We start from the raw sequence: 12,738 nt of genomic DNA, 5'->3' as shown, positions 1-12,738 counted from the left end.
CGGGCCCGCCGACATCAGTGATCGAGCGGGCAGTTGTTCACGAATTGAAACACCACACTGGACGTGCGTCCAGGAAACGGTCAGACTCCGTCCATGACTGTCGCCGAACCGATGCTTCCGAACGACTTCCTGTGGGGGGTCGCCGCGGCCGCCTACCAGATCGAGGGCGCCGTCGACGTCGACGGCCGGGGCCGGTCGATCTGGGACGAGTTCTGCGAGCGGCCGGGCGCGATCGTGCGCGGCGAGAGCGGCGCGGTCGCGATCGACCACTACCACCGGTATCGCGAGGACGTCGCGCTGATGCGTGAACTCGGCGCCGGCGCGTACCGGCTGTCGGTGTCGTGGCCGAGGGTCCAGCCGACCGGCAGCGGCGCCGTCAACGAGGCCGGTCTCGACTTCTACGACCGTCTGATCGACGAACTGTGTGCCGCCGGGATCGCTCCGGCGGTGACGCTGTTCCACTGGGACCTCCCACAGTCGTTGCAGGACACCGGCGGATGGCTCGCCCGCGACACCGCCGCCCGCCTCGCCGAGTACGCCGACATCGTAGGCCGCAGGCTCGGGGACCGGGTCGACATGTGGATGCCACTCAACGAGCCCGTCGTGCACACCCTCTACGGTCACGCGCTCGGCGTGCACGCGCCCGGCCACCAACTCGGGTTCGGTGCCCTGCAGGCGGCCCACCACCAACTGCTCGGGCACGGGTTGGCGGTGCAGGCGCTGCGGGCGGCGGGGTGCGACAACATCGGCATCGCATCCAACCACGCCCCGGTCCACGCGGCCAGTGACGCCGACGCAGACGTCGAAGCCGCCGAGATCTACGACCACATCGTCAACTGGACGTTCGCGGACCCGGTCCTGCGCGGCGCCTACTCCGCGCCCGAACTCGCCGCGATCCTCCAGGGTCCGGTCGAAGACGACCTGAAAATCATTGCGCAGCCGCTGGATTGGTTCGGAATCAACTACTACGAGCCGACCGTCATCGCGGCACCGACGTCGGACGAGGGCAGCACCGGGGTGCTCGAGGTGGACCTGCCGCCCGGCATGCCGTTCCAGCCGGTCTCACTCGACGGCTACCCGCGTACCGATTTCGGGTGGCCGATCGTTCCCGACGGCCTGCGCGAGATCGTGCAAACCTTCGCCGACCGGTATGGTGACGCCCTTCCTCCCATCTACATCACCGAATCCGGGGCATCCTTCCACGACGCCGACCCGGACGGTGCCGGACGCGTGCGGGATCAGCGCCGCATCGACTACCACCGCGACCACCTGCACGCGCTGCGGTCCGCGATCGACGCCGGAGTGGACGTGCGCGGCTACTTCGTCTGGTCGATCCTCGACAACTTCGAGTGGGCGGCCGGGTACCGGGAACGGTTCGGGCTGGTGCACGTGGACTACGACACCCTCGAGCGAACCCCGAAGGACTCCTACTTCTGGTACCGCGACCTGATCGCCGCGCACGCGGCGAGTCGAACGATCACGCCGTGACGGCGTCGAGGTCCTGCCGCCAGTCGTAGACGACCTCGGTGCGCAGCAGGATGTCCTGCACCGAGCGTCGTCGCGGGTCGAGGACCACCCACAGCAGCCCGACCGGGAAGAACACGCACGTCACGGCCCGCAGAACGGCGATCGGCCAGCCGACCCGGCGGTGCTCGCGGGTGGTCACCCGCAGTCCCATCGCCAGTGATCCGACGGTGCGACCGGTCGTGGCCCAGCATCCGGTCAGGTACACCACCGAGGTCGCCAGCCAGGCGGTGAGTGAAAACAGCGGCGCGGGTTCGGGGAACGTGAACTGGTGCGGCGACAGCAGCAGGCGGACGAAGACCAGTGACAGGTATCCGAGTCCGAGCAGTGCCAGCACCACACCGAGGTCGATGGCCGCGGCGAGGACGCGGGTCACGATTCCGGCGGGACGGCGTTCGGGCAGATCGTGTGTCACAGTTCGGACCCCGCGTCGCCGGCCGGGTATCCGTGATTGTGCCGGTCGCGCCCGAACAGTCGCCCGACGAAGCCTGCGACCGCATCGTCGGCCTGCATGCCCTGACTGCGCACCCCGCGCACCGCCTCCTCGGAGAGTGACCCCGTGGAGTCCCGAATGATCTGGGGCAGGTCGACACCGTCGATGACCTCGTTCGCCAGGCCGAGCAGATCCACCCGCGCGATGATCGCGTCGATGTCGATCCGCCGCGCTATCGCGTCGATGTCGATGCGGGCCGCGGCGGCGTCGAGGTCCACCCGGTCGACCTGCCTGCCGAGGTCCACGGTGTCGACGACGGCGTCGAGGTCCACCCGGCGGATCACGTCGTCGACGTCTACTCGGCGCACGATTGCGTCGACGTCGACGCGGGCCGCGACGGCGTCCACGTCGATGCCCTCCGCGATCGCGTCGAGGTCGACGTGGTCGCGGACGATGCGCGTGAGATCGACCTCGAGCAGCGCGGCCGCCACCACCTCGCGGACGACGGTCCGTAGCACCGTTCGGGCCGCGGCGGTCGCCGTGCGCACCGCCGCCTCGCCGCGGTCGATCGTGGCCGTGGTGACGGAGTCGATCAATCCGCCCACCCCGGGGACCACACGGACGGTGTCCAGGGTGGTCCGGGCGGACCAGCGGACGAGGTCGACGGCGCGGGCCGCAGCGCCGACCGCGAAAAGCAATGCGTCGGCGTCTCGACCGACACCGGCCTGCGGGGCCACCGGCGGGTGAGCGCCGGATGCGGTGACCATGGTGGTGTCCTCTCGACGCAGCGATTGTCTGTCTCCACCAAGTACATACCCGATTCGCAACCGGGTCGGGGGTGTGACGCACACAGATGTCCGCTGTTCGGCGCACAGCAGCACAAACACGTCGGGCCCCCGGAGTTCCGGGGGCCCGACGTGTTGAATTATGGTGCGCGATACTGGGATTGAACCAGTGACCTCTTCCGTGTCAGGGAAGCGCTCTCCCGCTGAGCTAATCGCGCGGGCTCACATGTGTGAGAGGTGGAGACGGGAATCGAACCCGTGTGCACGGCTTTGCAGGCCGTTGCCTCACCACTCGGCCACTCCACCGCAAGGGTTGGATACACCCTCTCGAGCGGATGACGGGATTCGAACCCGCGACCCTCACCTTGGCAAGGTGATGCGCTACCAGCTGCGCTACATCCGCATTGCAATCTCGGGGGCGTTGCTTCCTCCGGGCTGCGAGAAGGAACAGTAGCCCATCGAATGCATCCACCACAATTCGGCTGGTCAGGATGTGTTTTGTGGGGTTGGTGTGGTGAGTGGGATGTGGCGCCGGGCAGCACTCGGGCGCCGGCCCGGGGTCAAACGGAGCCGTGGCGCCAAACGTGGCAGGGGCGATGCGTGCCGAGTGGGGTGGGGGGATGGCCCGGGCTCGGGGGCAACGAAACGGGGAGACAACAAAAAGGACCCCGGGAAATCCCGGGGTCCTGTCTGTTCCGAAATGGTGGTGCGCGATACTGGGATTGAACCAGTGACCTCTTCCGTGTCAGGGAAGCGCTCTCCCGCTGAGCTAATCGCGCGCGCTTGGTCGTGCTTGAGAGGTGGAGACGGGAATCGAACCCGTGTGCACGGCTTTGCAGGCCGTTGCCTCACCACTCGGCCACTCCACCGCAAGGTTGAGTCCAACCTCTCGAGCGGATGACGGGATTCGAACCCGCGACCCTCACCTTGGCAAGGTGATGCGCTACCAGCTGCGCTACATCCGCATTGCAACCTCGGGGGCGTTGCTGCCTCCGTGCTGCGAGATGAAACATTAGCCGACGCGGTGTGAGCCGACAAATCGCCTGGTCAGGGTGCGTGAATGCAAACAACACCGGTGCAATTCCCCTGGCGGCGCGAGGTCGCGGGCATCCTGGCTGCTGCAGAAGGAAGGAAGAAGGCAGGAAGAAGGCGCGGAGGACTACATGGCAGGACACAGGGACAGTGCCCCGCCGGCGGATATCGGTTTCTGCGGGCCGTGGGCAGGTTCGCGGCTGTACCGCGTACAGGCTTGTGACCAGCCGGTTTTCCAACCGTCGCGGAGCGTGCTAGTTTTTTCCTCGTTCGGCCGCGAGAGTTCATCCGCGCGGCACGGTCCCGTGGCTCAGTGGGAGAGCGTCCGCTTCACACGCGGAAGGTCGCTGGTTCGATCCCAGCCGGGACCACCACAGAAAAGGCGGTTGCGAGGGTTCTCGCAGCCGCCTTTTTGCTGTCTAATGGTTCGCCATGACGTTGGTTCACGGGTTTCCCGCCGTCGTCGACGACAACGCACACACTCTTGTTCTCGGCTCGATGCCGAGCGCCCCGTCCCTGGTGGCGGGCAAGTACTACGCCAATCCGCGCAACAGTTTCTGGCCGATCATGGGCGAATTGTTCGGTGCCGGACCCGAATACCCCTATCCGCTGCGCCTGCGGACATTGCAGGACCACGGCGTCGCGCTGTGGGATGTGCTGATGGCGTGCCGCCGTCCGGGCAGTGCAGACGCTGCCATCGACCCCGGGTCGGAGGTGCCGAACGACTTCGATGCCCTCTATTCCCGGCACCCCGCGATCGACCGGGTCTTCTTCAACGGGGCGAAGGCGGAGTCGGCGTACCGGACGACGGTGGTGGCGGCTGGGGCGCACCCGAGGGGCGTGGCCCTGGCGAGGCTGCCCTCGACGAGTCCGGCGCACGCCGCGGTTGCGGTGGAGTCGAAACTCGAGGCGTGGCGGGTCCTCGTGCAACGCTGACCGGTCGCTCCCGCGTCGGTACCGTGGATACGGTGACGGAACAGGTGCGCGACGAGAACCGGTGGATGCGGGCGCGACGACGGATCGCGTCGAATCCGGTCATGAATCTGAGCTATCGCATCGCGGTCGGGGTGATCGGCACCCTGGTCCTGGTCGTCGGCATCATCGCCATTCCCTATCCCGGACCCGGCTGGCTGATCGTGTTCGCCGGGCTCGGGATCCTCGGCTCCGAGTTCGGCTGGGCGTACCGCCTGCTGCATTTCGCGAAGGGCAAGTACGACGAGTTCATGGAGTGGTTCGCCCGACAGTCCATGGTCGTCAAGGTGCTGTCGGCGCTGGCGACCGCGGTGATCGTCGTCGCGACTCTCTGGGTGCTCGGGGCGGTCGACCTGGTCGGCGGATGGTTCGGGCTCGAGTACGCGTGGCTGGAATCCCCGCTGTAGCAGGAACGACGGGGGAGCCGCGATGAACGATTTCGAGTCCGGCCTGCCCGGCCGTGTCCTCGCGGACCCGACGTGGCTCGCCGCGCGGGTCGACGACACCGGCCGCAGGTGGGCCTGTCGTGACCGCCGGGTCGGCGCGACCCTGTGGTGGTACTCGGTGAGCTCGGAGCTGGTGGCGACCCTGACCGCCGAGCTGCTGCGGACCGGCGGGGCTCCGGATCCCGCACTCGAACACTGCACCGTCGTCCCGCGCGCGGACGGTCACCTCGACATCGTCCGGAACGACCGGGTGCTGCGTGATCCGACCGAGCTGTCCGGCGAGCTGCGACGCACCCTCGCGGCGATCATCGAGCCACTGGCCCGCGTGAGCGGTGCCGGCGTGCCTGCGCTCTGGGCGATCGCCGCAGATTCGCTCGGGAACCGGGCACTCGACGCCGGGACCGCGCTCGGCTCGCCGGCCTCGGGTAGCGCCCTCGCGGTCCGGCTGGCCGAACTGGTCGGCCCGCCCCTCCCGGTGCCCCGGTTCGTCGACGTCGGGCCACGCCGCTTCCTGCGCCGGACCTCGTGCTGCCTGATCTACCGTGCCCCCGCAGCGGTCGCCGCGGGCGACCCCGACGCGGTCGAACGCGCGAAGTGCGTCAGCTGTCCGCATCAACGACCGGAGGTGCGGCGCGCTCGCCTGGCGGCGCTGTAACGGAGGGTGGGCAGGCCGATCGGTCGGGCGTGCGGGCCGATCCGTGCGGGGTGCCGATAGCATGAGTGCGCATTGCCGCCGCCGACACCAAGGTCGGCCCACCAACCGAGGAGCACATCGCCGTGACCACGCCTGCATCAGTAGCCCCAGCCGCCCGCGTCCGGGTGCCTGCCGGGACTACGGCCGGCACCGCGGTCCGCGAGGCGGGACTGCCCGGCAAGGGATCCGACGCGATCGTCGTCGTCCGGGACGCCGAAGGCAACCTCAAGGACCTGTCCTGGATCCCCGACACCGACGTCGAGGTGGAGGCCGTCGCGGCCGACACCGAGGACGGCCGCAGCGTGATCCGGCACTCGTGTGCACACGTGCTGGCGCAGGCCGTGCAGCAGGAGTTCCCGGACGCCAAGCTGGGCATCGGCCCGCCGATCAAGGACGGCTTCTACTACGACTTCCAGGTCGCCGAGCCCTTCACCCCGGAGGACCTGACCCGCCTCGAGAAGCGGATGAAGAAGATCGTCAAGGACGCGCAGCGCTTCTCCCGCCGCGTCGTCGAGGACATCGAGGACGCTCGGACCGAGCTGGCGAACGAGCCGTTCAAGATCGAGCTGATCAGTGACAAGTCCGGCATCGACGATCCCGAGGTGATGGAGGTCGGCGGCAACGAGCTGACGATCTACGACAACCTCAACCCGCGCACCGGCGATGTGATCTGGAAGGACCTGTGCCGCGGCCCGCACATTCCGACCACCAAGTACATCCCGGCGTTCAAGATCACCCGTAGCTCCGCCGCCTACTGGCGTGGCAACCAGGAGAACGCCCAGCTGCAGCGCATCTACGGCACCGCGTGGGAGTCGACCGAGGCGCTCGACAATCACCTGGAGCTGCTCGCAGAGGCCGAGCGTCGTGACCACCGCAAGGTGGGCGCGGAGCTGGACCTGTTCTCCTTCCCCGACGAGCTCGGCTCCGGCCTGCCGGTGTTCCACCCCAAGGGCGGCATCATCCGGCAGGAGATGGAGAACTACTCGCGGCAGCGGCACGTCCAGGAGGGCTACGAGTTCGTCTACTCGCCGCACATCACCAAGCAGCACCTGTACGAGGTGTCCGGTCACCTCGACTGGTACCGCGACGGCATGTTCCCGGCGATGCACATCGACGAGGAACTGAACGAGGACGGCACCGTGCGCAAGCCGGGCCAGAACTACTACCTCAAGCCGATGAACTGCCCGATGCACAACCTGATCTTCCGCTCTCGCGGCCGGTCGTACCGTGAGCTGCCGCTGCGGCTGTTCGAGTTCGGCTCGGTGTACCGGTACGAGAAGTCCGGCGTCGTGCACGGACTGACCCGCGTTCGCGGCATGACTCAGGACGACGCGCACATCTACTGCACCAAGGAGCAGATGCGCGACGAGCTGACCACCACGCTGCAGTTCGTGCTCGGCCTGCTCAAGGACTACGGCCTCGACGACTTCTACCTCGAGCTGTCGACCAAGAATCCCGACAAGTTCGTCGGCGACGACGCGCTGTGGGAGGAGGCCACCGATACGCTGCGCGAGGTCGGTGAGGCGTCCGGACTGAACCTGGTCCCGGACCCGGGCGGCGCCGCGTTCTACGGCCCGAAGATCTCCGTGCAGGTTCAGGACGCGCTCGGCCGCAGCTGGCAGATGTCCACCATCCAGCTCGACTTCAACCTGCCCGAGCGTTTCGACCTCGAGTTCACCGGCACCGACGGCACCAAGCAGCGCCCGGTGATGATCCACCGTGCCCTGTTCGGATCCATCGAGCGGTTCTTCGGCGTGCTCACCGAGCACTACGCCGGCGCGTTCCCCGCGTGGCTGTCGCCGGTGCAGGTGGTCGGTATCCCCGTCGCCGAGGCGTTCGAGGACCATCTCCACCACGTGATCGCCGGGCTCCGCAAGGCCGGTGTCCGCGCCGAGGTCGACGCCAGTGACGACCGGATGCAGAAGAAGATCCGCAACCACACCACCCAGAAGGTGCCGTTCATGCTGCTCGCAGGCGAACGGGACGTCGAGGCCGGGGCGGTCAGCTTCCGGTTCCGTGACGGTACCCAGGTCAACGGGGTGCCCGTCGCCAAGGCCGTCGAGGTGATCGTCGACTGGATCGCGCGCCGCGACAACGCCTCGCCGACGGCGGAACTGCTCGGGGATCTCACATGACCGAGACCCCCCGGCAGCCGGAGGCTCCGGATTCCACTCGCCGGTCCGAGCCGCCGATGGTGGACACCGGTCCCGGCGACCCGGACCGACTGCAGCGGCTCTGGTCGCCGCACCGGATGTCGTACATCGCGGAGGCACCGAAGGCTGCGGCAACCGACGAGGGGCCGTTCACCGCGATCCCGAAGATGAGCGACGAGGAGGGCCTGATCGTCGCGCGCGGCGAGCACGTCTACGCGGTGCTCAACCTGTACCCGTACAACCCGGGTCACATGATGGTGGTGCCGTACCGGCGGGTGGCGGCACTCGAGGACCTCACTCCCGGTGAGTCGGCGGAGCTGATGGCGTTCACGCAGCAGGCGATCCGCGTCATCAAGCGGGTGTCTCGACCGGACGCGTTCAACGTGGGTCTGAATCTCGGTGCGGCAGCGGGTGGTTCGCTCGCCGAGCACCTGCACCAGCACATCGTGCCGCGGTGGGGTGGGGACGCGAACTTCATCACGGTCCTCGGTGGCACGAAGGTGATGCCGCAGCTGCTGCGGGAGACCCGGGCGCTGCTGTCGGCGGCGTGGCAGGAGCTGTCCACCGGCAGCGGAGGCGAGTAGATGCTGAGCATTCTCGGTCGGGCGTCGGTGTCGAAGGTGACGGCACCGCTGGGCCGGGCGCTGGTGGGCACCGGACTGACGCCGGATGCGGTGACCGTGTTCGGCACGGTCGCCAGCGTGGCCGGTGCGGTGACGCTGTTCCCTTCCGGGCACCTGTTCTGGGGGGCGATGTTCCTCTGGTTCTTCGTGATGTTCGACATGCTCGACGGCGCGATGGCGCGGGCCCGTGGCGGGGGCACCCGCTACGGCGCCGTGTTGGACGCGACCTGCGACCGGATCGCCGACGGTGCGATCTTCGCCGGGCTCGCCTGGTGGGCGGTCTACCACGAGGGCAGTCGCTCGTTGCTGGTCGCGACGCTGATCTGCCTGGTGACCTCGCAGGTCATCTCGTACGCGAAGGCTCGCGCCGAGGCGAGCGGGTTGTCCGCCGACGGTGGTCTGATCGAGCGTCCGGACCGGTTGGTCATCGTCCTCGTCGGCGCCGGGTTGACCGGCATCGCAGGGCATTTCGGGATCGGCTGGCTCGAGTGGGCGGTGTACGTCGCGATGTGGATCCTCGCCGTCGCCAGTGTGATCACGGTGTTCCAGCGCGTGCTGGCGGTGCGCAACTCGCCCGGTGCTCGGGAGCTGCTGCCGACGGGCAAGCCCGACGGTCAGGCGTCGGCGCAGTGAGTCTCGCGGAGCGGGCGAGCGACCTGGGCTACGCCGCCGGATGGCGCCTGGTCCGCGCACTGCCGGACCGGCTCGCCACCAGGATCTTCGATCTCGGCGCCGACTTCGCCTGCCGCCGTATGGAACGCGCGGCTCGCCGCGGCGCCGGACCGGACCAGTTGCGGCGCAACCTGGCCCGTGTCCTCGGCGTCCCGCCCGAGCAGGTACCCGACGAGCTGATTCGGGCGTCGGTGCGGTCCTATGCCCGGTACTGGCGGGAGGCGTTCCGGTTGCCGTCGATGGATCTGGAGGAGCTGGGGCGCCGGCTGGACTCGAAGATTCAGGGCAAGGAGCATCTCGAGGCCGGGCTCGCGGCGGGCAAGGGCGTCGTGCTGGCGTTGCCGCACACCGGGAACTGGGACATGGCCGGTGTCTGGTTGGTGCAGAGCCACGGCCGCCTCTCGACCGTCGCGGAACGGCTCAAGCCGGAGTCGCTGTACCAGCGGTTCGTCGACTATCGGGAGAGTCTCGGTTTCGAGATCTTCCCCCTCAGCGGCGGTGAGGCGCCGCCGTTCGCGCAGCTCGCGGACCGGCTGCGGGCAAACCGGGTCGTGTGCCTGCTCGGTGAACGCGACCTCGCCAAGCGTGGCGTCCCGGTGACCTTCTTCGGCGAGCCGACGCGGATGCCGGCCGGGCCCGCGAAACTGGCGATCGACACGGGCGCGGTCCTGCTGCCGGTGCACTGCTGGTTCGAGGGCGAGGACTGGGGCTTCTCGGTTCACCCCCCGATCGACACCAGCGGCGGGATCGGGCCCGCGACCCAGGCGCTCGCGGACCGGTTCGCGGACAACATCGCCGCGCACCCGGCGGACTGGCACATGCTGCAGCCGCTGTGGCTGGCGGACCTGTCCGACGCGCGCCTGGCTCGAATGGAGTCGTGACGTGAAGATCGGGATGGTCTGCCCGTATTCGTTCGACGTGCCCGGGGGAGTTCAGGCGCACGTCGTGGAGCTCGCGCAGGTGCTGATCGAGCGCGGGCACAAGGTCAGTGTGTTGGCGCCGGCGTCGGAGGGCACCGAACTGCCCGACTTCGTCGTCTCGGCCGGACGTGCCGTCGCGATTCCGTACAACGGATCCGTCGCCCGGCTGACGTTCGGACCGGTGTCCTATGCGCGGGTGCGGCGCTGGATCGCCGACAACGAGTTCGACGTGCTGCACATCCACGAACCGAACGCGCCGAGCCTGTCGATGCTGGCGATGAAGATCGCGGAGGGCCCGATCGTGGCCACCTTCCACACCTCGACCACGAAGTCGTTGGTGCTGAGCACTTTTCAGGGCGTCCTTCAGCCGTACCTGGAGAAGATCACCGGTCGGATCGCGGTGTCCGAGCTGGCCCGGCGCTGGCAGGTCGAGTCCCTCGGATCGGACGCGGTCGAAATCCCGAACGGCGTGGACGTCCCCGCATTCGCGAACGCGCAGCCGTTGGAGGGCTATCCGCGTCCGGGTGGCACGGTGCTGTTCCTCGGCCGCTACGACGAGCCGCGCAAGGGGATGGCCGTCCTGCTCGGCGCGCTGCCGACGCTGGTGGAACGGCATCCCGACCTGCAGGTGCTCGTCGTCGGCCGCGGCGACGAGGATCGCCTCCGCAAGGAGGCAGGCCGGTACGCGAAGCACCTGCGGCTGCTCGGGCAGGTCAGTGACGAGGAGAAGGCGTCGGCGCTGCGCAGCGTCGACGTGTACTGCGCCCCCAACCTGGGGGGCGAGTCGTTCGGCATCGTCCTGGTCGAGGCGATGGCGGCGGGTGCCCCTGTCGTCGCCAGCGAGCTCGACGCGTTCCGCCGGGTGCTGCGGGACGGCACCGCCGGAATGCTGACTCCGATCGGGGACTCGGCAGCGCTGGCCGCGGCCCTCGATGCCGTGCTCTCCGACCCGGACCGGCGCCGCGCCCTGATCGACGTCGCGTCGGAGGTGGTCGCCGAATACGACTGGCCGGTGGTGGCCGAGCAGATCCTGCGGGTGTACGAGACCGTGACCGTCGGTGCACACGGTGTCCGGGTGGAGGCGTGATGACGCTGTCGGCCACGACCATCCTCGTCATCGCGCTCGTCGTCGCGGTCCTCGTTGCGATCGCGGTCTGGGCGTACGGCACCGCGAACCGGCTCGACCGGCTGCACGTTCGCTCCGACCTGTCCTGGCAGTCGCTCGACGCGGCTCTGGCGCGCCGTGCCGTCGTCGCTCGCGCGGTCGCGGCCGCGGTCGTCCCGACGGGGTACGCGTTCGGGACGGCGCCGCCACCGGAGCTGGACGGGCAGCGGCTCACGGCATTGGCGGATCGCGCGGAACACGCAGACCGTGCGCAGCGGGAGCAGGCGGAGAACGAGTTGTCGGCGGCGCTGGCGGCGGTACCCGCGCAGGCTCTCGCGCCGCAGTTGGTGGCCGAACTCGCCGATGCCGAGGCCCGGGTGCTGATCGCGCGGCGGTTCCACAACGATGCCGTCCGGGACACCCTGGCATTGCGCACCCGGCGACCGGTGCGCTGGCTGCATCTCGGCGGAACCGCCCCGCTGCCCACCTATTTCGAGATCGCCGAGCGCACCACCGCGTCCGCAGGGGCCGGGCAGGGCGTCGACGAGATGCGCACCTCCGCGCGCGTGGTGCTCGTCGACGACGACGATCGCGTGCTGATGCTGCGTGGGCACGACCCGCAGGTGCCGGACGTGTACTTCTGGTTCACCATCGGCGGCGGCGTCGAGGCGGGGGAGAGTCTGCGCGAGACCGCGGTCCGGGAGATCCGCGAGGAAACCGGCCTCGAGATCGATGCCGCCGAACTGCGCGGACCGATCTGGCGCCGGGTGGCGGTGTTCCCCTACAACGGGGACGTGATCCGCTCGGAGGAGTTGTTCTTCGCCTTGCGGAGCGCCGCGTTCACTCCGCAGCGAGGTGGCTTCACCGATCTCGAGCGGCGGGCGATCTCCGGGCACCGGTGGTGCACCCCGGCCGACATGCGGTCGATCGCGGCCGGCGGTGAGGTGGTGTATCCGGAGGACCTCCCGAACCTGGTTGGTGAGGTTTGCGAAGTTCTCTCCCGGGCCGAGGAACCCGAGGTCCGGTCCATCCGCTGAGGCACTAGGATCGACGGTACGCACCGGCGGGGGGCCGAGCTTGCCGAGCTTCGAGCCCACGTCCGTGGCGGTTCCGAGTAACAGGCCACTACCGATGGAGTTTGCCGTGAGCACCCCCGATACCGCCCCGACGACTGGAACGGCCCGCGTCAAGCGGGGCATGGCCGAGATGCTCAAGGGCGGCGTGATCATGGACGTCGTCACCCCCGAGCAGGCGAAGATCGCCGAGGACGCCGGTGCCGTCGCCGTCATGGCCCTCGAGCGGGTCCCGGCCGACATCCGCGCCCAGGGCGGCGTCTCGCGCATGTCCGATCCGGACATGATCGACGGCATCATCTCCGC

At 68.8% G+C, this 12,738-nt stretch carries 12 protein-coding genes, 7 tRNA genes and 1 pseudogene; 12 read left to right on the top strand and 8 right to left on the bottom strand.

Going from position 1 to position 12,738, the window contains the following annotated elements:
• The first annotated feature begins 93 nt into the window (after window positions 1-93).
• Window positions 94-1,488 (top strand): GH1 family beta-glucosidase, encoded by a 1,395-nt coding sequence (locus ACWEPG_RS16600; protein ID WP_450115962.1) that lies wholly within the window; start codon window positions 94-96, stop codon window positions 1,486-1,488.
• On the opposite strand, the gene ACWEPG_RS16595 is transcribed toward ACWEPG_RS16600, so the two are convergent.
• The 8 genes from ACWEPG_RS16595 to ACWEPG_RS16560 all read right to left on the bottom strand — a co-directional run bounded on the left by ACWEPG_RS16595 (window position 1,478) and on the right by ACWEPG_RS16560 (window position 3,707).
• Window positions 1,478-1,939 (bottom strand): RDD family protein, encoded by a 462-nt coding sequence (locus ACWEPG_RS16595; protein WP_450115963.1) that lies wholly within the window; start codon window positions 1,937-1,939, stop codon window positions 1,478-1,480. The two genes, ACWEPG_RS16600 and ACWEPG_RS16595, sit on opposite strands and share 11 nt — an antisense overlap.
• Window positions 1,936-2,724: a hypothetical protein gene (locus tag ACWEPG_RS16590; protein ID WP_452594823.1), complete on the bottom strand. Its 789-nt coding sequence runs from the start codon at window positions 2,722-2,724 to the stop codon at window positions 1,936-1,938. The genes ACWEPG_RS16595 and ACWEPG_RS16590 overlap by 4 nt, the downstream gene beginning before the upstream one ends.
• Window positions 2,725-2,885: 161 nt before the next feature.
• A tRNA-Val gene (locus tag ACWEPG_RS16585) sits at window positions 2,886-2,960 on the bottom strand.
• A gap of 17 nt (window positions 2,961-2,977) precedes the next feature.
• Window positions 2,978-3,048 (bottom strand) — tRNA-Cys (locus ACWEPG_RS16580).
• A gap of 24 nt (window positions 3,049-3,072) precedes the next feature.
• Window positions 3,073-3,145 (bottom strand) — tRNA-Gly (locus ACWEPG_RS16575).
• 301 nt (window positions 3,146-3,446) lie between these two features.
• A tRNA-Val gene (locus tag ACWEPG_RS16570) sits at window positions 3,447-3,521 on the bottom strand.
• Window positions 3,522-3,540: 19 nt separating this feature from the next.
• Window positions 3,541-3,611: transfer RNA gene (locus tag ACWEPG_RS16565), tRNA-Cys, on the bottom strand.
• A gap of 23 nt (window positions 3,612-3,634) precedes the next feature.
• A tRNA-Gly gene (locus ACWEPG_RS16560) sits at window positions 3,635-3,707 on the bottom strand.
• A 366-nt stretch (window positions 3,708-4,073) separates the two neighbouring features.
• On the opposite strand from ACWEPG_RS16560, the gene ACWEPG_RS16555 reads away from it, so the two are divergent.
• From ACWEPG_RS16555 to ACWEPG_RS16505, 11 genes and pseudogenes are all read left to right on the top strand, one after another.
• Window positions 4,074-4,148: transfer RNA gene (locus ACWEPG_RS16555), tRNA-Val, on the top strand.
• 58 nt (window positions 4,149-4,206) lie between these two features.
• Window positions 4,207-4,710 carry a DNA-deoxyinosine glycosylase gene (locus ACWEPG_RS16550; RefSeq protein ID WP_452594822.1) on the top strand — a complete coding sequence of 168 codons (504 nt, stop codon included), beginning with the start codon at window positions 4,207-4,209 and terminating at the stop codon, window positions 4,708-4,710.
• A gap of 65 nt (window positions 4,711-4,775) precedes the next feature.
• On the top strand, window positions 4,776-5,153 hold the full coding sequence (locus ACWEPG_RS16545; protein WP_450117209.1) for a TIGR02611 family protein: 378 nt from the start codon (window positions 4,776-4,778) through the stop codon (window positions 5,151-5,153).
• A gap of 22 nt (window positions 5,154-5,175) precedes the next feature.
• Window positions 5,176-5,847, top strand: coding sequence for a (2Fe-2S)-binding protein (locus ACWEPG_RS16540; RefSeq protein WP_452594821.1), 672 nt, complete (start codon window positions 5,176-5,178; stop codon window positions 5,845-5,847).
• 122 nt (window positions 5,848-5,969) lie between these two features.
• A complete protein-coding gene (gene thrS, locus ACWEPG_RS16535) occupies window positions 5,970-8,021 on the top strand; it encodes a threonine--tRNA ligase (RefSeq protein ID WP_450117206.1) in 2,052 nt (683 codons plus the stop codon).
• Window positions 8,018-8,623 (top strand): HIT family protein, encoded by a 606-nt coding sequence (locus ACWEPG_RS16530; RefSeq protein WP_450117205.1) that lies wholly within the window; start codon window positions 8,018-8,020, stop codon window positions 8,621-8,623. Before thrS ends, ACWEPG_RS16530 begins: the two co-directional genes overlap by 4 nt.
• Entirely contained in the window at window positions 8,624-9,295 is a 672-nt protein-coding gene (pgsA, locus tag ACWEPG_RS16525; RefSeq protein WP_450117204.1) for a phosphatidylinositol phosphate synthase, read from the top strand. It begins immediately after the preceding gene.
• Window positions 9,292-10,215, top strand: a complete 924-nt coding sequence (locus ACWEPG_RS16520; protein WP_450117203.1) for a phosphatidylinositol mannoside acyltransferase — start codon at window positions 9,292-9,294, stop codon at window positions 10,213-10,215. The genes pgsA and ACWEPG_RS16520 overlap by 4 nt, the downstream gene beginning before the upstream one ends.
• Before the next feature lies 1 nt (window position 10,216).
• Window positions 10,217-11,341: a glycosyltransferase family 4 protein gene (locus ACWEPG_RS16515; RefSeq protein ID WP_450117202.1), complete on the top strand. Its 1,125-nt coding sequence runs from the start codon at window positions 10,217-10,219 to the stop codon at window positions 11,339-11,341.
• Entirely contained in the window at window positions 11,341-12,396 is a 1,056-nt protein-coding gene (locus ACWEPG_RS16510) for an NUDIX hydrolase (RefSeq protein ID WP_452594820.1), read from the top strand. The genes ACWEPG_RS16515 and ACWEPG_RS16510 overlap by 1 nt, the downstream gene beginning before the upstream one ends.
• Window positions 12,397-12,490: 94 nt before the next feature.
• Window positions 12,491-12,738, top strand: a pseudogene (locus tag ACWEPG_RS16505) (pyridoxal 5'-phosphate synthase lyase subunit PdxS); the annotation flags it as partial.

The organism is Rhodococcus sp. NPDC004095 (assembly GCF_053604015.1).
This window is presented reverse-complemented; position numbering and strand designations above follow the sequence as displayed.

Excerpts from the sequence above, each read along its gene's own strand:
- ACWEPG_RS16600 (WP_450115962.1), top strand. The coding sequence starts at position 94 with ATGACTGTCGCCGAACCGATGCTTCCGAACGACTTCCTGTGGGGGGTC.
- ACWEPG_RS16590 (WP_452594823.1), bottom strand. The coding sequence starts at position 2,724 with ATGGTCACCGCATCCGGCGCTCACCCGCCGGTGGCCCCGCAGGCCGGT.
- ACWEPG_RS16550 (WP_452594822.1), top strand. The coding sequence starts at position 4,207 with ATGACGTTGGTTCACGGGTTTCCCGCCGTCGTCGACGACAACGCACAC.
- ACWEPG_RS16545 (WP_450117209.1), top strand. The coding sequence starts at position 4,776 with ATGCGGGCGCGACGACGGATCGCGTCGAATCCGGTCATGAATCTGAGC.
- ACWEPG_RS16540 (WP_452594821.1), top strand. The coding sequence starts at position 5,176 with ATGAACGATTTCGAGTCCGGCCTGCCCGGCCGTGTCCTCGCGGACCCG.
- ACWEPG_RS16530 (WP_450117205.1), top strand. The coding sequence starts at position 8,018 with ATGACCGAGACCCCCCGGCAGCCGGAGGCTCCGGATTCCACTCGCCGG.
- pgsA (WP_450117204.1), top strand. The coding sequence starts at position 8,624 with ATGCTGAGCATTCTCGGTCGGGCGTCGGTGTCGAAGGTGACGGCACCG.
- ACWEPG_RS16510 (WP_452594820.1), top strand. The coding sequence starts at position 11,341 with ATGACGCTGTCGGCCACGACCATCCTCGTCATCGCGCTCGTCGTCGCG.